The sequence below is a fragment of the Aeromonas sp. WP2-W18-CRE-05 genome, assembly GCF_014168615.1.
In the GTDB taxonomy this organism is placed as follows: Bacteria; Pseudomonadota; Gammaproteobacteria; order Enterobacterales; family Aeromonadaceae; genus Aeromonas; species Aeromonas caviae.
Map to the genome: position 1 here is coordinate 1,976,839 of NZ_AP021917.1, position 20,768 is coordinate 1,997,606.

Sequence of the window (20,768 nt, forward strand, 5' to 3'; positions counted from 1 at the left end):
CTGTGGTGCGCTCCAGGGGGCGGCGAGAAATAAGTATCTCTCGAAACCATATCGTTTTTGTCAACAGATCTGCCATGCCCAAGTTGTGAACTCGCTTGCAAACCTGAGTCGTTACCTTTTTGTGTCGCTATTGTAGAATGCCTGTGTCAAACGACCATCCCCAACTCTTGCTCGGGGATTTTTTTGACAATAAATAGAAAACGTTTTCATGGTCGTTGGCAACAGACACTAACAAAAACACACGACTTGGCACAGCAGGTGAATTGTCACCCTGGCCCCCCAACCTGGAGACATGCAAATGCAACAGTACGTACTCTGGTACGAACAGCTCGGTATGCAGGACGTTGAACGCGTCGGCGGCAAGAATGCATCCCTTGGCGAGATGATCAGCAACCTCTCGGGGGCCGGCGTGTCCGTGCCGGGCGGGTTTGCGACCACGGCCTTTGCGTTTAACGAGTTTCTGGAGTTAAGCGGCCTCAACGGCAAGATCCATGACTTGCTCGACAGTCTGGATGTGGATGACATCGCCGCCCTCAACCGGGCCGGTCAGCAGATCCGCGACTGGGTGGTGGAAGCGCCCTTCCAGCCTGCTCTGGAGCAGGCGGTGCGCGAGGCCTATGACAAGCTGAGCGCGGGGCTCGAGGCATCCTTTGCCGTGCGCTCCTCCGCCACTGCGGAAGACATGCCGGATGCGTCGTTTGCCGGTCAGCAGGAGACCTTCCTCAACGTGCGCGGTATCGATGCCGTCATGACTGCCATCAAGCATGTGTTTGCCTCTCTGTTCAACGATCGCGCCATCTCCTACCGGGTCCATCAGGGCTATGACCACAAGGGGGTCGCTCTCTCTGCCGGGGTGCAGCGCATGGTGCGCTCGGATCTCGCTGCCTCCGGCGTCATGTTTACTCTGGACACCGAATCCGGCTTCAACGACGTGGTCTTCATCACCGGCGCCCAGGGTTTGGGCGAGATGGTGGTGCAGGGGGCCGTCAACCCGGACGAGTTCTATGTGCACAAGCCGACCCTCAAGGCCGGGCGCCCTGCCGTGGTGCGCAAGACGCTGGGTTCCAAGCTCATCAAGATGACCTACTCCGGGGATGCCGGTCATGGCCGTCAGGTGAAGGTGGTCGACACCACCGATGCCGAGCGCAACCGCTTCTGCATCACGGACGAGGAAGTGATGGCCCTGGCAAAGCAGGCCCTCATCATCGAGCAGCACTACGGTCGCCCGATGGACATCGAGTGGGCCAAGGATGGTCAGGATGGCAAGCTCTACATCGTTCAAGCCCGTCCGGAAACCGTGCGTAGCCGCCAGGAAGCCAATACCCTCGAGCGCTTTGCCCTCAAGCAAACCGGCAAGGTGCTGATCGAGGGGCGCGCCATCGGCCACAAGATTGGCGCGGGTCCGGCCCGTGTCATCTCCTCCATCAGTCAGATGGATGAAGTGCAGCCTGGCGATGTGCTGGTCACCGACATGACGGATCCGGATTGGGAGCCCATCATGAAGCGCGCTTCCGCCATCGTCACCAACCGGGGTGGGCGCACCTGTCACGCCGCCATCATCGCCCGGGAGCTTGGCATTCCGGCAGTGGTGGGTTGCGGCAACGCCACCGACCACATCCAGGATGGTCAGCTCATCACCGTCTCCTGTGCGGAAGGGGACACCGGCTTCATCTATGACGGCGAGCTCGACTTTGACGTGGCGGTGACCGAGGTGGGCAACATGCCGCGCCTGCCCATCAAGATCATGATGAACGTCGGCAATCCGGACAGAGCCTTCGATTTTGCCCAGTTGCCGAATGCCGGCGTGGGCCTGGCCCGCCTCGAGTTCATCATCAACCGCATGATCGGGGTCCACCCCAAGGCGCTGCTGGAGTTCGATCAGCAGACCCCGGAACTCCAGGCCACCATCACCAGGATGATCGCGGGCTACGAGAGCCCACGGGAGTTCTACGTAGCCAAGCTGACGGAAGGGATCGCCACCCTGGCGGCCGCCTTCTGGCCTGAGCGGGTCATCGTGCGGATGTCGGACTTCAAGTCCAATGAGTACGCCAACCTGGTGGGGGGCCGTGGTTACGAACCCCATGAAGAGAACCCCATGATCGGTTTCCGTGGCGCGTCGCGCTACATCGCCGACAGTTTCCGCCCCTGCTTCGCCCTCGAGTGCGAGGCGATGAAACGGGTACGGGATGTCATGGGGCTGACCAACGTCGAGGTGATGATCCCCTTCGTGCGTACCCTGGGTGAGGCGGAGCAGGTGGTGGAGATACTGGCTGAGAACGGCTTGCGCCGTGGCGAGCGCGGCCTGAAAGTCATCATGATGTGCGAGCTGCCCTCCAATGCGCTGCTGGCGGACAAGTTCCTCGAGCACTTCGACGGCTTCTCCATCGGCTCCAATGACATGACCCAGTTGACCCTGGGGCTGGATCGGGACTCCGGGCTCATCGCCCACCTGTTCGACGAGCGCAACGAAGCGGTCAAGGCGCTGCTGGCCATGGCCATCGCCGCCGCCCGCAAGGCGGGCAAGTACGTGGGGATCTGCGGCCAGGGGCCGTCCGATCACCCGGACTTCGCCGCCTGGCTGGTCGAGCAGGGGATCGATTCCGTGTCGCTCAACCCCGATACCGTGGTCGACACCTGGCTCTATCTGGCCGAGCAGCACAAGGCCGGCTGAGCCGCTTTTGTGCCTGTGTGGCGATAGTGCTGCACTGTGATAAAAGACACGGCGTCCGAGAGGGCGCCGTTTTCATGCCGGCATGCGGTGCATGTCTATGTTGTCCGATGCCTGCCTTCTCCTGCGCAAAAATGGCGTGCCAGATCATGCTGTTACGATCCACAACCTCGCCGAACTATAGGCCAATCTGAGGGCCGGGATGTCGATAGGGCGTCGGGGGAGGCCGTGCGTGGCCATGAGCCCGAGCCGCAGGCAGGCTAGCAAGTCGCCGCCGCGCCTTGCCCCTGGGGGGCGGGAAATGTGCAGTTGCGGGCAAGCAGATCAAGTTGTGACTTTGGTCCCATTGGTTGGCATAAGTCAGGGAATGAGTGAGGCCGGTGACACTGCGCCCGATGAGAGGGCGCGAGAATGATGCCGTCATGGGCTGCAATCCAAAGCGGGTGCCTCATATTGCCTCTGCCCGGATGGAACCTGGGCAAACACAGTCGTCACCATCGCTGATAACACTCCAATCACAAATAAAGCAATAAGAGGGGTCATGGAGAGAGATATCAGTTTTTTGATGGTCGGTCTCCTTGCCATGATATCAAGGCAAGCCTTGAAAACGCTTTCTCTTGGCGCTCCTCTGTTTTAATAACGGCAATACCTCAGAGTTTAATTCCGAAAAAATTTAAAACTCATTTCTTTATCTTGCTCATTCACGTCCCTTTAGCAGAAATATGTTCATATCTCATTGTTATTAAATGATTTTATTGTTGATGGATGGCAAGGTAATTTGATTGGCATGCACTGGCGGTCTTATTATGTGAGCATAAAACGATTCAGTCTGGATACAGCAATTGAACTGATAATGGTGCCGTATGAGGGGAGATGCCGGTGGGCCAGATAGGGCATGGCTTGATAAAGAGGTAACCATGCTTGAAGTGAATGTCAGCGATGATGAGGTGACCCGTGCCACTTGCTTTTTGCCGTCATTGTGTGGTGGCTGTCGCCATATTAAGCCCAATTCATTCAGTAGGGGGGAATAGCGGGTGACGACCATCATAAGCCATAGCATCGAAGGTCATGATTATATCAGGCATACTATTGAACCCATCGCCAACCTGCATGCCGGGGATATTGTTGCAGTTGAGGTTATTTCATTTTCAGAAAAAAAGGCTGTCTTTTCCAGAGCCAACTTCAGCAACATGACCACCTCCTACGCCGCATGGCTATTTACGCAACAACTGGTGTTCTTTAAAGATCTTAATAAAATCGACTGTCGCCTCTATCAGGCGGTGTTTCTCCGTGTCGATATGCATTTGATGGAATGCTTTATCTCTTGGGAAGATTTCGGTTCGTATATATCGAATTTTGGACTGAGTATGGCCTTTGAGATGGCGGATATTTCTGATGGTATCCCAGATTTGGCATTGAATAATATGGCGAGGCTTAGAAGATTAGGGGTCAAGTTATGGATAAACAATGCCGATGAATCCTTGTTGTCGATGGACCATGTATCCGCAGCCTTGTTCGATGGCATTAGGGTCAATAAACAGTTCTTCTGGCGCTGCTTCACCCGATGTGATGGCACCGCCATGACCAGGCTCACTGCTGACTGGGGGCATGACAATGTCATCATCGAGGGGGTCGAAAACAAGCATCACCTCTCATTCCTCAGATTACATGGCTTTGTTCAGGGGCAAGGGTTTTATTGGCGGGCCAGATTATTACGCAACCTCATTTCGAGTCTGTGATTGATGAAAAACCTGACCGGTCCTAACGGAATTAGATGAAAACATATTATGCGTGTTTGGTCGTGATTTAAAAAATAGTTAGAGAAATGCCAGCGCTCTTCACCCTGTAAACAAGGAGCAACGGCAATGAATTACTGCATATTGATGGCTGAGATAAATATCAACGTGATGTCGTGTTGCATCAATGAATTTCCCTGACCTGAGAGAACCTTGTCGATAATATGGACAAGACGGGCAGATGCCGGCTTTATCGCGAGCGGGTCGGGGGACCATACCACAGATGTATCGAGGGTCTCCTGCATGTCTCACACCGCCCGTCCAACGACCAAATACGCCTTTAGTACCAAATATTTCTGGTTACTTGCCATGCCCATGTTGCTGGGGATCGGTGGGGTGTTTGCACTCTCTATCTTCAATCATCGCGCCGGGGTGGAGCAGAAGCTGGTGATTCTCAACCACGCCATTGCGAACGCCGAAGCGGAGCGCCTCGAACAGGTGGAGCAGGTGTTGGTCGCCGAGGTCAATGCCGACGAGCTGCGTCCTCTGACCTTCTCCGAGGAAGACAAGGCCTACAGCCGCAACCTGTGGAATGACAAGGTGACGCTCGGCGAGCAACTGAACCTGATCTACTACGCCGATGCGAGCGGACAGAGTTTTTCCAATAACGAGGAGCAGGATCTGGCCTGGGACACCACCCAGTTTGACTCGACGAATCGTGCCTGGTTCAAGGGGGCGCTCGGCACCTCCGGTTTCAGCTGGACCGGCGCTTATCCGGATGCGCTGACCGGGGCCTATACCCTGACCGTCTCCCATCGGCTAAGGCCATTTGGGGGGGTGAAGGAGCGTGTCATCGGCCTCGACATCAACCTGCCCGCCTGGTCGCAGCGGCTCAGCACCATGCTCTATCGGGACAACGGCTTGAATCACCTGCTGTTTGACCGATCCAGCGGCCAGATCCTGGTCCATTCCCAGGCCGAGTTCAATGGTCAGGTCATCGCCTATCCCTGGCTAGCGCGGCTGGAGGGAGCGTCCGGCACCTTCTTCTCGGAGGAAGTCGGCCAGTATGTGGCTTATCAGGCCCTGCCGGGGCGTTCGAACCTACTGGCCATCACTATGCAGCCGAGGCGAGACGCGGTGGCCTTGGTGGGGGGCGGTGCCGTCATTGTGCTGTTGCTGTTGTCGAGCGCTCTGTTCATCGTGATGGCGATCCTCTTTCGCTTGCGGCTGTCGGCGCTGATCGGGGGGCTTATCCAGATGGTGCGCCTGCTGCGTTTGAGCTCGACGCAGGAGAGGGCGACGATGATACTGCCGGATTTCCCGGAGATAGCGGAGCTGCACGAGGAGCTGAATCTGGTCTCCGATCGCTTGCAGGCGTCGCACGATGCCGCCAACCGGGATGCACTGACCGGTCTTTATAATCGCCGCTTCCTGGATGAACGGCTCAGGCAACTGCACAGCGAGGGGAGGCCGTTCGTGCTGGCGCTGGTGGATCTCGACAACTTCAAGAGCATCAATGATGGCCATGGCCATGCCGTCGGTGATGTGGTGTTGCGCCGCTGCGCCTCGCTCGGGCAGGAGCGGCTCGCCAATGCGGCCTCCCTGTGCCGGTATGGTGGCGAGGAGCTGGTCGCCCTGTTCGAACACTGCACCCTGGCCGAGGCCGAGTGGCTGATGGCACAGTGGCGCCAGGGGGTGGGTGAGATGAGATGGCGGGATGAGGCGATGAAGGTGACCTTCAGTGGCGGCATCGGCGCGACCGAGGGGCGTACTCCGGAAGCGTTGATGGAGCAGGTGGATCAGGCCCTGTACCGCGCCAAGCAAGATGGCAAGGATCGAATCTATCGCGCCACCGGGCTTTGATGGCACAGTCCGGCAGCCCTTCTCTGTGGTGGTGCAATTGTGGGCTGGCCAGCCAGCACGATCAGGGGGCGTGACAGAGGGGGCCCGGATGCCCCTTATCGATACACTCTCACCCCTCCAGCTGTTAAGGTAGCGAGAGACAGGTTAACTGGATGGACTCATGACCCTATTGCAGTGGCACAAGGCCAGGCTGGCCCTTCACGGCAGCCAGACCCTCTTCATTCCCGATCTTGAGCTGGCGCCTCAAGCGTGCTGGGCCTTCGTCGGCAGCAACGGCAGCGGCAAGACGGCGCTGGCGTCGGCCCTGTGCGGCGAGCTGGCCGTGCGTGCCGGAGCGGTATCGGGCCGAGTCCGAGCCGAGCGACTCTCGTTCGAGTCGCAGCAACAGCTGGGGGAGCTGGACTGGCAGCGGCGCAATACCGACATGCTGGGAGAAGAGGAGGAGGCGGGGTATCGGGTATCGACCCTGATGCTGGAGGCGGGGGACGAGGAGCATGAGGCCCGCGCGCTGCTGGCCCGTTTTGGCATCGAACCCCTGTGGGAGCGCCCCTATCGCTACCTCTCGAGCGGGGAGGGGCGCAAGCTGCTGCTGGCCCGGGCCCTGCTGGGGCGACCCGAGCTGCTGGTGTTGGACGAACCCTTCGATGGTCTGGATCAGGGGGCCAGGGCTTCTTTGATGATGTTGCTGGCCGACCTGGTGTCAGAGGGGCTGCGCCTGGTGGTGATCGTCAATCGTTTTGACGAGATCCCCCCCTTTGCCACTCACCTCGGCCTGCTCGGCGAGTGTCGTCTGCTGCTGGCGGGGGAGCGCGAGGCGGTGCTCGGCAGCCAGGAGGTGGCCCAGCTGGCACGGGCCGAGACCACGTCCCCCCGTTTGCCGCCCCCGCTGACGACACCCGAGCCCCTGCCTCCCGGCCCTCGGGTCGTCATGAAAGCCATGCGTATCACTTACGGGGATCAGGTGATCATCGACGGGCTCGACTGGACCATTGACGAGGGGGAGCACTGGCAACTGGTGGGACCGAACGGCGCTGGCAAGTCGACCTTGCTCTCCCTCATCACCGGAGATCACCCGCAAGGTTACAACAATGAGCTCCATCTGTTCGGACGGCGGCGGGGCAGCGGCGAGAGCATCTGGGAGATCAAGCGCCATATCGGGCTCGTGAGCCCGGCGCTGCATCTGGACTATCGTGTCAGCTGCCCGGTGCAGACAGTGATCCTCTCCGGTTTCTACGACTCCATCGGGCTTTATACCCGGCCGGGGGATCGTCAGCTGGCGCTGGCCAACCAGTGGCTGGCCCTGCTGGGGCTGGCCGATCAGGGGGCGCAGCCTTTCCACTCTCTCTCTTTCGGTCAGCAGCGACTGGTGCTGATCGCCCGTGCCCTGGTCAAACATCCGCCGCTGCTCATCCTGGACGAACCCCTGCAGGGACTGGATCCCCTCAACCGTCACCTGGTACGGGAGATGGTGGCGCGCCTCGTGGGCGAGGGAACCCAGCTGTTGTTCGTTTCCCATCATGCCGATGATGCGCCCCCCGGTCTGACCCACAGGCTGAGCTTCGTGCCAAGGGAGGGGGGAGGATACGACTATCTGCAGGAGCGTCTGGGGGGCTGAGCCGTCCGGGCGGCATGGTCAGAGAGGGGCTGGTTCGGCAAGGAGCGGCGGCATCCCCAGCAGCGTCCACCACAGCCCGAAGAAGAGCATGATCCCCAGCCAGAGCCAGGCCAGATAGTGACGGGTGGCCGCCATCCCCGTCACCGTCACCATGAGTGCCGCCCCGAAGGCGATGAGGGCGAACAGAAAGGGCGCCATGTTGTCCATCATGGCGGTCATTTCACCAGGGAGAGGATCTGGCGAAATGCCGGATGGCGGCAATCCCCCATCAGCGCGTAAAGACACATCTCCACCGAGGTGAGGGCGGCGCCCCGGGCCGCCAGCTGAGCGATGGCGAGATCCCGGTTGGCAAGGGTGCGGGACGACACCGCATCCACCACCAGCGAGACCCCGGCACCGCTGGCGAGAAGCCCCAGCACGCTCTGGTAGACGCAGATATGGGTCTCGATGCCACATACCAGCCAATGCTCGATCCCGCTCTCGGCCAACGCGGCCGCCACCGTCGGCTCACCCAGGGCGCCGAAGCTGTATTTGGGCAGCACAAGATCGCCTGCCTGCAGCGACTGCAGTTCGGGCACGGTGGCACCGAGCTTGTCCGGGTTCTGCTCCAGCCAGACAACCGGCAGCCCCAGCACCCTGGCCCCTTGCACCAGCCTGGCGGTATTGGCAATCAGGGTGTCGCTCTCCTCGACCAGACGGGCCAGTTTGCCCTGGATATCGACGACCAGCAGGCCGGTGGTGTTTTGCTCAAGCATGAATGTCTCCTTGTCTGTGGCGGACTGCCTCGCCTGAAGGCTTTCGTTGGCTGACTGAGTGGCGCTGCTTCACTCGCTTGCCGTGTCTGGGCATTCAAGGTAGGTCATCGCCTCGATGTTGTTGCCATCGGGATCGCGCAGGAAGGCGGCGTAGTAATTGGGGGCATAGTGGGGACGCAGTCCCGGCAGCCCATTGCAGGCAAAACCTGCCTTGATCCCCGCGTGATGGAACGCATCCACCTGGGTCGCGTCGTCGGCCCTGAATGCGAGATGGCAGGAGGCGCCCTGCTGCCCCCGCTCAATCAGGAAGCCCACGTGATCGCGGCCCATCAGGCCAAAACCGGCCGCCGCCTCATCAGACCATTTGAGTTCTATCAAAAGAGGAGCCAGTACGGTGGCGTAGAAGTGCTGACAGGAGTCAAAACGCACCACCTTGATTTCAACATGATCGAACACGGTGACTCCTTGTGTGGCCTGGGTGTAGAGCAGCCCATCAGGCCCTCACGGGAACCGTTGAAATGGGTATCGAATGACCACAATAAGCCAGTTTGACGCCAGGCAGGGAGAGGGCAAGGCGCATAACTGCGCGCTCTGTCAAAGATTTCTCATCCAGTTGCGGGATGCGCTTTGCTTCGTGCTGGCCAAGCTTGCCCGGTTTTGTTGCTTGGCGAAGGCTACGAGCTCTGTTATGGTGTGCTAAATTAGCCGTTTGGATGGCTAGATGGTTGTGTGGTGGCTGCATGTTCGCCCCCGACCGCTCACCGTTTTGATGATCATGTTGACAGGGAGTTTTTATGCAACGTCGTTCCTTCTTCACCCTTTCCGCCCTGGCGCTGCTCGCCAGCAGCCTGCCGCTGTCCGCCTTTGCCATCGATGAGGCGAAGAAAGAGATCGTCATCGGCACCACGGTTGGCGACTTTGCCGACATGGTCACCGACGCCATCAAGCCGCAGCTCGAAGCCAAGGGCTACAAGGTCAAGCTGGTGGAGTTCACCGACTACGTGACCCCCAACATCGCCCTGGCGGACGGGTCGCTTGACGTCAACTGCTTCCAGCACAAGCCCTATCTGGAGAGCTTCGCCAAAGACCGGGGTCTCTCTCTGGCGCCCATCACCCAGGTACCGACCGGTCCCATGGGGCTCTACGCCGGCAAGCTGGGGGATCTGAAGGCGGTGAAAGAGGGAAGCACGGTCGCCATCCCGAACGATCCCACCAACCAGGCCCGGGCACTGCTGATGTTGCAGGATCTGGGCTGGCTGAGCCTCAAGGAGGGGATCAATCCCCTCAAGGCGAGCGAGTTCGACGTGGTGAAGAACCCCCACAACCTCAAGCTGGTGCTGCTGGAGGCGGCGCAGCTGCCGCGCTCCCGTGAGGATGTGGATTTCTCCGTCATCAACGGCAACTTTGCCGCCTCAAGCGGGATCCCGTTCAGCTCCGGCCTCTTCCTCGAGCGCAGCTATGACTTCATCAACTGGGTGGTGGTAAAGAGCGCCGATGCGGGCAAGCCGTTCGCCAAGGATGTGGCGGCCGCCTACAACTCCCCTGAATTCAAGGCTTATGCCGCCAAGCGCTTCGTCGGCTACAAGTATCCCGAGGGCTGGCAGCAGAAGGGGTGAGTGGCGTACAAGCGATAAAAACGGGCACCCAGGTGCCCGTTTTTTATTGGAGGTCAGTAGTGGCGCAACCACCAGCGGGCGGCCAGGAGGGCGGTGAGGCTGCCAAGCAGGGCGCTTGCCAGCACATCCAGGGGCCAGTGCATGCCGATAAGGGTGCGCGAGAGGCCGATCCCGATGGCCCAGAGTGGCAGCAGCCAGGCCCCGGCAGGTGCCCGGGCCAGCCAGATCAGGCCGAAGAACTGGGCGAGGCTCATGGCGGCGATGCTGTGACCGGAGGGAAAGGCGTAGTTGACCTCTGCCTGCCAGTGCTGACCGAGCCAGGCGGGCAGCGCCAGCAACTGGGTCGCGGCGTGGACCTGTTCACTGCGAAGGGCCTGGCTTCCTCCATAGAACTGGCGGATGGCGGGGATCAGCTCCTGGCTCTCCAGCCAGATGAGGTAGGGCCTGGGCTCCTCGGTCAGCAGCTTGATGAGGCTCTTGATGACCCAGTCGCTCGCCAGTACGGCAAAGAGGGCGCCAGCCAGCGCCAGCAGGGCGCGACCGTCCAGCGTCAGCTTGTGTCTTGTGAGCAGCAGCAGGGCGGCGATGGTGAAGACCAGCCCCGGCAAGTCCACCATGCGGGTGAGGGCGTAGGGCCACCATAGCCAGCCCGATTGCAGGGCCTGGGTCATGAACGGCTGCCAGGGCAGGCAGACGAGCAGCAGCAGGGGAAGGAGCAGGAGGGCATTGAAATGAAGCACCTTGCGGCGTGGCAACGAAGAGGAGTGAGTCGGCATCAAGGGGTCCGGTTCGGTGGCGCGAGCGGCTAAAAAGAGGCGTCATTGTGCCAGTCAGGTTGCTCTGGTCAAGGCGAAGGGGGCGAGGGCAACAGGCTGTTACATATGATGCTGCCGGGCATCGTGCCCGCACCTGAGGCCGGAAGGCGGAAAGATGGCCGCAGAGCGGTCTGCCAACAAGCCTCTGAAAATCCGTCGCGTTTGGGCTAGAATGGCGCGCCTGTGGCCCTTGTGGACGAGATGCGTGCCGATGAAGATCGTCGTTGATGAAAATATGCCCCATGCGGTGGAGCTGTTTGCGGAATTTGGTGAAGTGGTTCCCCTGCCGGGACGAGAAATAAAGGCCGCGGATCTGCAAGAGGCGGATGTGCTGCTGGTGCGCTCCGTGACCCGGGTCAACGAAGCGCTCCTGGCGAGTTGCCCCAGGCTGGGGTTTGTCGGCACGGCCACCATCGGTACGGATCACATCGATCAGGGGCTGCTGGCGGCGTGGGGCATCCCCTTCTTCAGCGCCCCCGGCTGCAACAAGGTGTCGGTGGGGGACTACGTGCTCTCCGCCCTGCTGGTTCTGGCGGAACGCCATGAGCTGACCTTGAGCGAGATGAGCCTCGCCGTCATCGGTGCCGGCAACACCGGCGAGAGCGTGGCCGGCAAGGCCGAGGCGCTCGGGATGAAGGTGCTGCGCTGCGACCCGCCCCTGGCCCGTAGCGGCGCCGCTGGCGACTTCGTGGATTACCGCACTGCCCTGGATGCCGACATCGTCAGCTTCCATGTCCCCTATCTTCGTGAAGGGGAAGAGGCCACCTTCCACCTGCTGGGAGCCGAGGAGATCGCCGAGCGTCCGGCCGGGCAGATCCTCATCAACGCCTCCCGCGGCGAGGTGTGGGACAACCGGGCCCTGCTTGTCCGCCAGCAGGGGCCCCATCCCCTGCGGCTGGTGATGGACGTGTGGGAAGGAGAGCCGGAGCCCCTCAAGGAACTGGTGCCCTATACCGAGCTGGCCACCCCGCACATCGCCGGTTACAGCCTGGAAGGCAAGGCCCGTGGCACCTGGATGCTCTATGAGGCGCTGTGCCGGCAACTGGGGCGCATCCCGCGCCAGGATCTGCAATCCCTGCTGCCTGCCCCAGAGGTGCGCGAGCTAACGCCGGGGCAGCCAGCGGATCAGGCGCTCATCAAGCAGCTTGTCCACCTTGTTTATGACGTGCGCCGGGACGACGCCCGTTTTCGCAACCGGATCGGGCTGCCCGGCAGCTTCGATGAGCAGCGCAAGCGCTACCCCGAGCGGCGCGAATTGGGCGCCCTGCAACTGAAAGGGCCCTTCGCCGACGACAGACTGGCCCTACTGGGCTTTGCCGTCTCGGAGCAATAAACCCGATTTCAACAAGGGGAGGGGCTTGCCCAGGCGGCGCCTCCCCCCGGCCCGGCATCATGGCGGGCTTGTCATCAAACCGATACGCGTGCCAGCCGGGGCCCTCATGCCCGGCCCCGACGGGCCGCATCACAGGAGAACAGATCAGTGAGTCAGCAATTCAACGTAGCGGTATTGGGTGCCAGCGGCGCCGTGGGTCAGGCCATGATCGAGATCCTGGAGGAGCGCGCCTTCCCGGTAGCGACTCTCTATCCGCTCGCCTCCAGTCGCAGCGCTGGGGACACGGTGCGCTTTGGCGGCAAGAACGTCGACATCCTTGACGTGGAGGCCTTTGACTGGAGCCAGGTGGAGATCGCACTCTTCTCCGCCGGTGCCGAGGTCTCGGCCAAATGGGCGCCCATCGCCGCCGAGCACGGCTGCATCGTCATCGACAACACCTCCTGCTTCCGCTACGACGAGGACATTCCCCTGGTCATTCCGGAAGTGAACCCGGACGCGCTGGCCGATTTTCGCAACCGCAACATCATCGCCAACCCCAACTGCTCCACCATCCAGATGCTGGTGGCGCTCAAGCCCCTGCACGACGAGGTGGGCATCAGTCGCATCAACGTGGCGACCTACCAATCCGTCTCCGGCTCCGGCAAGGAAGGGGTGAGCGAGCTGGCGGGCCAGACCGCCCACCTGCTCAACGGCCGCCCGGTGGAGCCGACCCTCTATCCGCAGCAGATCGCCTTCAACCTGATCCCGCAGATCGATGCCTTCACCGACAACGGCTACACCCGGGAAGAGATGAAGATGGTGTGGGAGACCCAGAAGATCCTGGGGGATGCCAGCATCGCCGTGAACCCCACCTGCGTGCGGGTGCCGGTCTTCTACGGTCACGCCGAGGCGGTCCATGTGGAGCTGCACCAGCCGCTGGACGCCGAGCAGGTCAAGGAGCTGCTGCGCAATGCCCCGGGGGTGACCCTGTTTGATGATGAAGGGGACTACCCGACCCCGGTGCGCGATGCCACCGGCCAGGATGATGTGATGGTCGGGCGGGTGCGCCAGGATATTTCTCATCCGAGTGGTATCAATATGTGGATCGTGGCCGATAACGTTCGTAAGGGCGCGGCGACCAACAGCGTGCAGATTGCCGAACTGCTGGTACGCGACTACCTCTGAGGCCGGATGTCGGCCCCGGGCGGGGAGGGAACCCCGCCTTGATGTGGGCCCCTTGGCCCCGGGATGTGACCGGGAACCCACTCTCCGGTTTTTGGAATACCGTGTGATATCAGTGGACTAGGTTTTTTTCTACACTCTGGTTCGCGTCTGGGGCTGCTTTCTGGTCGCCGCCGGGCGCGAAATATGTCGGATCGCTGGCTTGAGACCGGCGCCTGATTTATATTGAGCCGATTGTTTTGGGGTAACTATCCAGATTTTTCAATGTGATAGGGCCGTCATACGAAGGAACGAATATGGGACATTCCCGCATAACGCTGGCAACGCTACTCGCATTGGGGCTTCTGGGCACGGTTCAGGCCGAAGAGGGGGCGCGAGAACCCTTCTTTGTCGAACTCAAGGGACCGGATGGCTCACCGCCCCCCGCGGTGCAACCAGAGCCCCGGGCCCAGCCCGTGGCGCCCGTCACCCTGCCCAGAGCCCAGCCCATCGTGCGTCAGGTGCCTGCTGCGTCGGCTGGCAGTTATGGTCCCGTGCGTCCCACCGACACCCTCTGGAGTCTGGCGAGCAAGCTTCGCCCGTCCAACCGGGTAAGTGTCTACCAGACCATGGTGGCCATCTATGACAAGAACCCCCGAAGCTTCGCAGACGGCAACATCAACCATATTCTGGTGGGTTCCCACATCCTGCTGCCCACCGCCGCAGAGGCGGGGCGCATCACGGATGCCGAAGCACGCCGTCGCTTCAACAGCGACAACGCGAGCTGGAAGGGGCTGAGCCCCAAATACCTGGCCAACAAGCAATCCCACGTCGCCCAGCCGGTGGTGAGCAAACCTGCTCCGGCCAAGCCGGCTGTGGTGGCCAAGAATACACCGCCCAAGGCGGCGCCGATCCCGGCGGCACCCAAGGCAACGGCTCCAGCCCCCGAGGTGAAGGAGACCGCCAAGGCGGCTGTCTCCACCCCCGTGGTGGTGAGCGCTGCTGCGAGCAGCGCCGCCAGCACGGCGCCGGCGCCCCTGCCCGCCACTGCGGTGGGCAAACCCTCTACCGAGATGGCGCTGGCCCTGGAAGATGCCAACGCCCAGCTCGGCCAGGTCACCGAGATGAACCACAGGCTCAAGCTGCGCCTGCAAGCCCTGACCGAAGAGGTGGAGACCCTCAAGGCCCAGTTGCAGGATCAGACCGCCCTGCAAAAAGAGGTGGCGGAACTCAAGGCCAATCCGACGCCTCCCGTGGTGGCGCCGGTGCCCAAACAGAGCTGGCTGATGGAGCTGCTCTCTTCGCCGCTCAATCTCGCCATGATCATCCTGCTGCCGGTGCTCCTGGTGCTTGCCCTGGTCACGCTCTGGCTGCGTGCTCGTGCCCGCCGCGAGCTGGAAGAGCAGGAGAAGAGCCTCTCCGAGTCGACCTCCATGGTCATGGGAGACGAGAACAGCGAGTTTGAGCAGCTGATGACGGTGGGCATCGCGGATGACGAGCCCCTCCATGGCATGCCGGATCTCAACGAGCCGGAAGTGAGCAGGAAGCAAGATGGTGCCAGTGCTGCCGCCGATGTCATCTTCCGGGATGACGAGACGGCGCTCTCCGCCTTTGATGTGGAGCCTGCGGTGACGACGGCGAACCGGGATCCGGATCTGGTGCCCGAGCTGGATCTGGCCCACGATGGGGACTTCGATCTGCCCGTGGTGCCGGAACTCGATCTCTCCGACGAGCCCACCTCCTCTGCTCGTGGTCATGACGAGATCATGACCGAGGAGGAGCTGCAGGCCGCCCTGTTTGCCGAGCTGGACGCGGATTTGGAAGCGGATCTGGCCCAGGCCCAGAAGGAGAGCCGCAGCCAGCGTGACGAGACACTGGCCAACTTCGATCTGAGCGATCTAGAGACCGGGTTTGGCGAGCCGACCGACGATGAGCTTGCCACCAAGGCGCCGCACATCGACGAGACGGGGTTTGGCAAGGACGATGTGGACGACATGCTGGCCGAGCTCGGGCTGGAGCCCACCAAGCCGACGGCGTCCGAGTGGGATCCCAGCGAGCTGGCCCTGGCGGACTTCGAGGATGCCTTCGCCGAGGTGGAGTCCTATCAGGGGGAGGTGAAACCCCGCGAACAGGTGCAAGACAGCGACTTCGTTGAAATCGACAAGCTGCTGGCCGATGCCGATGCCAGCAGCACGGAGCAGGAACCCTATCAGGGCTTCTCTCTGGATGTGGGGCTGGACGGTTTCCCCGAGGTGCTGCCGGAGTCCAACGGCTTTGATGTGGATGCCGATGACGGCGGGGTGGGGGCCAAGCTGGATCTGGCCCGGGCCTACCTCGAGATCGACGACAAGGAGAGCGCCCGCGAGCTGCTGGAAGAGGCGGTGGCCCAGGGCAGCGAGCACCAGCGCAGCGAGGCGCAGAAGCTGCTCAAGCGCCTGGGCTAGGCAGGCCCTTGTCATCCATGCACCAGAGAGGGCAGCCCGCGGGCTGCTCTCTCGCTTTGGGGGCCCCGCACCGCTGCCTCGCTCGGTCTGGGACTTTTGAGCCCGAGCGCGTATAATCCGCCCCGTTTCTTTCACTGCATCCTTTCATCAGAAGACACCGTTACCCATGCGAATTGCCCTTGGTATTGAATATGACGGCAGCCGGTACTTCGGCTGGCAGCGCCAGCGCGAAGTGATCAGCGTTCAGGAGGAGCTGGAAAAAGCCCTTAGCCGCATCGCCAACCACCCCGTCTCCATCCAGTGTGCCGGTCGCACCGATGCGGGGGTGCATGCCACCGGCCAGGTGATCCACTTCGATACCGAGTCGAACCGCGCGGAAGGCGCCTGGACCCTGGGGCTCAACTCCAACCTGCCCCCTGACATCGCCGTGCGCTGGGTCAGGGAAGTGGACGAGCATTTCCATGCCCGCTTCAGCGCCACCGCCCGCCGCTACCGTTACGTCATCTACAACCACAACTACCGCCCGGCGATCCTGGGCCAAGGCGTCAGCCACTACCACGAAGCCATCGATGCGACGCTGATGCACCAGGCGGGCCAGAGCCTGCTGGGGGAGCACGACTTCAGCACCTTCCGGGCTGTCGCCTGTCAGTCAAACACCCCCTGGCGCAATGTGACCCACCTGTGTGTCAGCCGTTCCGGCCCCTACATCGTGCTCGACATCAAGGCCAACGCCTTCCTGCATCACATGGTGCGCAACATCACCGGCTCCCTGCTGCTGGTGGGGCAGGGGCTTCAACCTGTGGAGTGGATTGCCGAGGTGCTGGCGGCGAAGGATCGCAACCTGGCGGGCCCGACCGCCAAGGCGGGCGGCCTCTATCTGGTGGATGTGGATTACCCGGCCGAATTCGGGTTGCCCCGGCCGCCCCTCGGCCCGCTGTGGCTGCCGGACTCGGCACCGGGTACGACCAGTTTTTAGTAACTGGGCCCGAAAATTTGTGGTTTAATGATCCGTCGTTTATTGCCATCGAGCCGTTAAGTCATTGAACAATCAAGGCTCGATGTGTTTTGTCAGGCACAAATGCATTAAGGAATTCCATGAGCTGGCTTGAGAAGATCCTTCCCAAGAGCAAGATCACCACACCGCGTCGTCACAACATTCCGGAAGGGGTGTGGACCAAGTGTACTGCTTGCGAACAGGTGCTCTACCGGGCAGAGCTGGAGCGCAATCTCGAAGTGTGCCCCAAGTGTGACCATCATATGCGCATCAGCGCACGTGCCCGTCTCGAGAGCTTCCTCGACGCCGAGGGACGCAGCGAAGTCGCGGCCGAGCTGGAGCCGCAAGACATCCTGAAATTCAAGGATTCCAAGCGCTACAAGGATCGTTTGTCTGCCGCCCAGAAAGAGACGGGCGAGAAGGATGCGCTGGTGGTGATGAAGGGGACCCTCAAGGGGGTACCGGTCGTCGCCTGTTCATTCGAGTTCTCCTTCATCGGGGGCTCCATGTCCTCCGTGGTCGGTGCCCGCTTCGTGCGCGCCGTCGAGGAGAGCATCAAGGAGGGCCGCGGCCTGGTCTGCTTCTCCACCTCCGGTGGTGCGCGGATGCAGGAAGCCCTGTTCTCCCTGATGCAGATGGCCAAGACCAGTGCGGCCCTAGATCGCCTCACCAAGGCGGGCCTGCCCTTCATCTCCGTGCTGACCGACCCCACCATGGGTGGCGTCTCAGCGAGTCTGGCCATGCTGGGTGACATCAACGTAGGCGAACCCAAGGCGCTGATCGGCTTTGCCGGCCCCCGCGTCATCGAGCAGACCGTGCGCGAGAAACTGCCGGAAGGCTTCCAGCGCTCCGAGTTCCTGCTGGAGAAGGGTGCCATCGATCTCATCATCGACAGGCGCGAAATGCGCAACCGTCTGGCCGGTCTGCTGGCCAAGCTGATGAACACTCAGGTCATCGAAGACTGAAGATGAGTTCACACATGCAACAATCCCAAAGCCGGTCGCTGGTCGACTGGCTTTCTTATTTGGAGCAGATCCACCCGGCCAACATCGACATGGGGCTGGAGCGGGTCGGCACGGTTGCCCGCCGCATGGGCCTCACCGAACTGCCGTTCAAGGTGATCACGGTGGCGGGCACCAACGGCAAGGGCTCCTCCTGCGCCATGGCGGCCAGCATCCTGATGGCCGCCGGCTACCGGGTCGGTGTCTACTCCTCCCCCCACCTGCTGCGCTTTACCGAGCGGGTGCGCGTCAATGGCCAGGAGCTGGCCGATGGCGATCACTGCGCGGCCTTTGCCGAGGTGGAAGCCGCCCGGGGCGACATCGCCCTCACCTTCTTCGAGTTCGCCACCCTGGCAGGTCTGTGGCTGTTTCGCCGCGCCGCGCCCGATGTGCTCTTGCTGGAAGTGGGGTTGGGGGGGCGGCTCGATGCCACCAATGTGGTGGAATCGGACGTCGCCCTGATCACCTCCATTGCCCTGGATCACTGCGACTGGCTCGGGGATACCCGGGAGGCGGTGGCGGTGGAGAAAGCCGGCGTCTATCGCAAAGATAAACCCGCCATCAGCGGGGAGCCCAATCCGCCGTCGACCATCGCAAGCGAAGCGGCGCGCCTTGGCGCCTGCCTGCGTCAGGTCGGCATCGATTTTCGTGGTGACGAGCATGAAGGCGACTGGGATTATCACGGCCTGCACCACTGGTCGGGATTGCCCAAACCGGCCCTGCCGCTGATGAATGCGGTCACCGTGCTGGCGGCCCTGGAGTCCCTCGGTCTGCCATTGGCGGAGTCCGCCATCCGCGACGGCCTGGCCAATGCCCGCCTGGCTGGCCGGATGCAGCAGTTGCAAACCTCGCCGCTGGTCATCGTCGACGTGGCCCACAATCCCCACTCTGCGGCCTATCTCGCCAGCCAGCTGCGTCAGCGCCCCGGCAAGGGCAAGCGCCGCGCCGTGGTTGGCATGCTCAAGGACAAGGACATGGCGGGGTCGCTGGCCGAGCTTGACGGTCTGATTGACGAGTGGTTCCTGGCAAGCCTCCACGGCCCGCGCGCGGCCACGGCCGACCAGTTGGCGACGGCCCTTGGCAGCGGCCGGGGCGCGGCGCTCACCTTTGCCAGCGTGGGGGATGCCTACGGCGCCGCCTTGGCCGCATCGAGTCCTGACGATATGGTCATTGTGTTCGGCTCGTTTTACACTGTCGCCGACGTGCTGGCTCTGGGCGCGGTCTGAGCCGTTCGCTCCCCTGGCTCCGTCAACGTGACGACGGGCCGGGTTTTGCACTGGATAATCCCCTTTCAGACCAAGTGGGTGGCGAGGGACCCGGCTTCGCCAGCCGGCGTGAGGGGAGGCGTTCTTTGCGAAGTGTGCAAGATTGCAATGGATCCTAAGTAACATGGGTGGAAATTAACTTGGCTTCGAAGTTTCAAAACAGATTGGTGGGGACCGTCATCCTGGTCGCCCTGGTGGTCATCTTTCTGCCGGACCTGATGGACGGCAACAAGCTGGAGCAGAAGGACGAGGCCTTCGCCAAGATACCCCTGCGTCCGGAGCTGGAGCCCGCCAAGCCTGCGCTTCAGGTCTCGGCGGCGAGCACCCTGCCGGCCGAGCATCTGGCGAGTCAGCAGCAGGCCTCTGCCGCGACCCAGTGGCAGGTAGAGGAGATTGGCGATACCGTGACCCTGGCCAATCAGGGGGGAGCCAATCCAGCGGGAGCCAGTCAGGCTCCCATCACCCAGCAGCAGCCGGTACAGGCCGTGGCGCAACCCAAGCCCCAGCCCAAACCCGAGCCCAAGCCGGAAGTGATCGCCAAGAAACCGGTGGAGCAGCCCAAACCCAAGCCGGTGCCAACCAAGCCGGTAGAGGTGCAAAAACCGGTGGAGGCCAAGCCACAGGCGGGCCAGATCAAGACCATGGATGATCTTATCGCGAGCAAGATGGCCCAGCCGACTACGGCACCGGCAGCAGCCCCGGCTCAGGGGAGCTGGATCCTGCAGCTTGGCGCCTTCAAGAATGCAGACAGCGTCAATGCCCTGGTGAGCAAGCTGAGGGCGGCGGGCTACTCGGCCCAGACGTCGCCGAGAACCCCGGTGCAGGGGCAGATCAACCGGGTCTTCATCGGGCCGGATGTCTCCAAGGCCAAGTTGCAGGGCATGCAGAGCCGGATCAGCCAGATGACGGGCTTGAGCGGCTCCGTGGTGGCCTACAACCCCTGACAGGACGATGAAATGAAAAGACCGCGCCTCATGGCAACATGGGCGCGGTCTTTTTTTGTGTCCAACACGGGGGAGGCAGTGTGGCTATCGGGCTATCTGGCTGCCGAGGAGGACTAGATGCACTTCACCGGCTTGGGGAGGCCTGCGATCTTGGTGGCCTGCTTGGCGGGGCCTTCCGGGAACAACTTGTAGAGGTAGCGGCTGTTGCCCTTCTCCGGGCCATACTGCTTTTCCATTGCCTTGACCAGGGCGCGGATGGCGGGGGAGGTGTTGAACTCCAGATAGAAGGCCCGTACGAAACGCACCACTTCCCAGTGGGGATCCTCCAGCACTATCCCCTCTTTCTCGGCCAGCACCAGGGCCAGCGCCTCGCTCCATTGCTCGCTGTGGCGCAGATAGCCCTGGGCATCGGTCTCGATGAGTTGGCCGTTGAACTGCAAATGATGTGCCTCGGACATGACGCTTCCTCGAAAAGGCTATCTCAATGGGGCGGGCATGGTAGCGCCTTGCGTCCCGTCCGGCAACCGGGGCGGCGCTTGGCGCCTGCCTCGGGCGGGACTGGCCCGGCGGCTATGTCCG

At 61.8% G+C, this 20,768-nt stretch carries 17 protein-coding genes; 12 read left to right on the plus strand and 5 right to left on the minus strand.

Annotation, left to right across the window (positions count from 1 at the left end):
• The first annotated feature begins 298 nt into the window (after window positions 1-298).
• The 4 genes from ppsA (at window position 299) to modF (ending at window position 7,882) form a co-directional block, all read left to right on the plus strand.
• Window positions 299-2,671 carry a phosphoenolpyruvate synthase gene (gene ppsA / locus H7R73_RS09405; protein ID WP_048207926.1) on the plus strand — a complete coding sequence of 791 codons (2,373 nt, stop codon included), beginning with the start codon at window positions 299-301 and terminating at the stop codon, window positions 2,669-2,671.
• Window positions 2,672-3,702: 1,031 nt separating this feature from the next.
• Window positions 3,703-4,407, plus strand: coding sequence for an EAL domain-containing protein (locus H7R73_RS09410; protein WP_103260334.1), 705 nt, complete (start codon window positions 3,703-3,705; stop codon window positions 4,405-4,407).
• Between the two features lie 366 nt (window positions 4,408-4,773).
• Window positions 4,774-6,267 carry a sensor domain-containing diguanylate cyclase gene (locus H7R73_RS09415; protein ID WP_052130413.1) on the plus strand — a complete coding sequence of 498 codons (1,494 nt, stop codon included), beginning with the start codon at window positions 4,774-4,776 and terminating at the stop codon, window positions 6,265-6,267.
• Between the two features lie 160 nt (window positions 6,268-6,427).
• Window positions 6,428-7,882, plus strand: coding sequence for a molybdate ABC transporter ATP-binding protein ModF (gene modF / locus H7R73_RS09420; protein WP_103260333.1), 1,455 nt, complete (start codon window positions 6,428-6,430; stop codon window positions 7,880-7,882).
• 18 nt (window positions 7,883-7,900) lie between these two features.
• Here modF and H7R73_RS09425 read toward each other — a convergent pair whose 3' ends face one another.
• From H7R73_RS09425 to H7R73_RS09435, 3 genes are all read right to left on the minus strand, one after another.
• On the minus strand, window positions 7,901-8,101 hold the full coding sequence (locus H7R73_RS09425; RefSeq protein ID WP_039038807.1) for a hypothetical protein: 201 nt from the start codon (window positions 8,099-8,101) through the stop codon (window positions 7,901-7,903).
• On the minus strand, window positions 8,098-8,637 hold the full coding sequence (locus H7R73_RS09430) for an isochorismatase family protein (protein WP_103260332.1): 540 nt from the start codon (window positions 8,635-8,637) through the stop codon (window positions 8,098-8,100). The genes H7R73_RS09425 and H7R73_RS09430 overlap by 4 nt, the downstream gene beginning before the upstream one ends.
• Before the next feature lie 69 nt (window positions 8,638-8,706).
• Window positions 8,707-9,093 (minus strand): VOC family protein, encoded by a 387-nt coding sequence (locus H7R73_RS09435; RefSeq protein ID WP_042016917.1) that lies wholly within the window; start codon window positions 9,091-9,093, stop codon window positions 8,707-8,709.
• 338 nt (window positions 9,094-9,431) lie between these two features.
• On the opposite strand from H7R73_RS09435, the gene H7R73_RS09440 reads away from it, so the two are divergent.
• Complete coding sequence (locus H7R73_RS09440; protein ID WP_010675145.1) at window positions 9,432-10,253, plus strand: MetQ/NlpA family ABC transporter substrate-binding protein; 822 nt, start codon at window positions 9,432-9,434, stop codon at window positions 10,251-10,253.
• Window positions 10,254-10,306: 53 nt separating this feature from the next.
• On the opposite strand, the gene H7R73_RS09445 is transcribed toward H7R73_RS09440, so the two are convergent.
• Window positions 10,307-11,029: a phosphatase PAP2 family protein gene (locus H7R73_RS09445; protein ID WP_029314731.1), complete on the minus strand. Its 723-nt coding sequence runs from the start codon at window positions 11,027-11,029 to the stop codon at window positions 10,307-10,309.
• A 250-nt stretch (window positions 11,030-11,279) separates the two neighbouring features.
• Here H7R73_RS09445 and H7R73_RS09450 point away from each other — a divergent pair, with 250 nt between their 5' ends.
• The 7 genes from H7R73_RS09450 (at window position 11,280) to dedD (ending at window position 20,189) form a co-directional block, all read left to right on the plus strand.
• Window positions 11,280-12,401 carry a 4-phosphoerythronate dehydrogenase gene (locus tag H7R73_RS09450; protein WP_182951678.1) on the plus strand — a complete coding sequence of 374 codons (1,122 nt, stop codon included), beginning with the start codon at window positions 11,280-11,282 and terminating at the stop codon, window positions 12,399-12,401.
• Window positions 12,402-12,548: 147 nt separating this feature from the next.
• Window positions 12,549-13,565, plus strand: coding sequence for an aspartate-semialdehyde dehydrogenase (locus H7R73_RS09455; RefSeq protein ID WP_041214974.1), 1,017 nt, complete (start codon window positions 12,549-12,551; stop codon window positions 13,563-13,565).
• 293 nt (window positions 13,566-13,858) lie between these two features.
• Window positions 13,859-15,985 carry a FimV/HubP family polar landmark protein gene (locus tag H7R73_RS09460; protein ID WP_182951679.1) on the plus strand — a complete coding sequence of 709 codons (2,127 nt, stop codon included), beginning with the start codon at window positions 13,859-13,861 and terminating at the stop codon, window positions 15,983-15,985.
• Between the two features lie 166 nt (window positions 15,986-16,151).
• Window positions 16,152-16,961, plus strand: coding sequence for a tRNA pseudouridine(38-40) synthase TruA (truA, locus tag H7R73_RS09465; protein WP_041214976.1), 810 nt, complete (start codon window positions 16,152-16,154; stop codon window positions 16,959-16,961).
• A 119-nt stretch (window positions 16,962-17,080) separates the two neighbouring features.
• Window positions 17,081-17,944 (plus strand): acetyl-CoA carboxylase, carboxyltransferase subunit beta, encoded by an 864-nt coding sequence (gene accD / locus H7R73_RS09470; protein ID WP_010675139.1) that lies wholly within the window; start codon window positions 17,081-17,083, stop codon window positions 17,942-17,944.
• Between the two features lie 2 nt (window positions 17,945-17,946).
• Complete coding sequence (gene folC / locus H7R73_RS09475) at window positions 17,947-19,206, plus strand: bifunctional tetrahydrofolate synthase/dihydrofolate synthase (protein ID WP_182951680.1); 1,260 nt, start codon at window positions 17,947-17,949, stop codon at window positions 19,204-19,206.
• A 179-nt stretch (window positions 19,207-19,385) separates the two neighbouring features.
• Entirely contained in the window at window positions 19,386-20,189 is an 804-nt protein-coding gene (gene dedD / locus H7R73_RS09480) for a cell division protein DedD (RefSeq protein WP_029314728.1), read from the plus strand.
• 113 nt (window positions 20,190-20,302) lie between these two features.
• On the opposite strand, the gene H7R73_RS09485 is transcribed toward dedD, so the two are convergent.
• Complete coding sequence (locus H7R73_RS09485) at window positions 20,303-20,647, minus strand: TusE/DsrC/DsvC family sulfur relay protein (RefSeq protein WP_029314727.1); 345 nt, start codon at window positions 20,645-20,647, stop codon at window positions 20,303-20,305.
• Window positions 20,648-20,768 lie beyond the last annotated feature (121 nt).

Bases quoted from the DNA above. Each gene is read 5' to 3' on its own strand.
- ppsA (WP_048207926.1), top strand. From the start codon at position 299: ATGCAACAGTACGTACTCTGGTACGAACAGCTCGGTATGCAGGACGTT.
- H7R73_RS09415 (WP_052130413.1), top strand. From the start codon at position 4,774: ATGCCCATGTTGCTGGGGATCGGTGGGGTGTTTGCACTCTCTATCTTC.
- modF (WP_103260333.1), top strand. From the start codon at position 6,428: ATGACCCTATTGCAGTGGCACAAGGCCAGGCTGGCCCTTCACGGCAGC.
- H7R73_RS09425 (WP_039038807.1), bottom strand. From the start codon at position 8,101: ATGACCGCCATGATGGACAACATGGCGCCCTTTCTGTTCGCCCTCATC.
- H7R73_RS09430 (WP_103260332.1), bottom strand. From the start codon at position 8,637: ATGCTTGAGCAAAACACCACCGGCCTGCTGGTCGTCGATATCCAGGGC.
- H7R73_RS09440 (WP_010675145.1), top strand. From the start codon at position 9,432: ATGCAACGTCGTTCCTTCTTCACCCTTTCCGCCCTGGCGCTGCTCGCC.
- H7R73_RS09445 (WP_029314731.1), bottom strand. From the start codon at position 11,029: ATGCCGACTCACTCCTCTTCGTTGCCACGCCGCAAGGTGCTTCATTTC.
- H7R73_RS09450 (WP_182951678.1), top strand. From the start codon at position 11,280: ATGAAGATCGTCGTTGATGAAAATATGCCCCATGCGGTGGAGCTGTTT.
- H7R73_RS09460 (WP_182951679.1), top strand. From the start codon at position 13,859: ATGGGACATTCCCGCATAACGCTGGCAACGCTACTCGCATTGGGGCTT.
- truA (WP_041214976.1), top strand. From the start codon at position 16,152: ATGCGAATTGCCCTTGGTATTGAATATGACGGCAGCCGGTACTTCGGC.
- accD (WP_010675139.1), top strand. From the start codon at position 17,081: ATGAGCTGGCTTGAGAAGATCCTTCCCAAGAGCAAGATCACCACACCG.
- folC (WP_182951680.1), top strand. From the start codon at position 17,947: ATGAGTTCACACATGCAACAATCCCAAAGCCGGTCGCTGGTCGACTGG.
- H7R73_RS09485 (WP_029314727.1), bottom strand. From the start codon at position 20,647: ATGTCCGAGGCACATCATTTGCAGTTCAACGGCCAACTCATCGAGACC.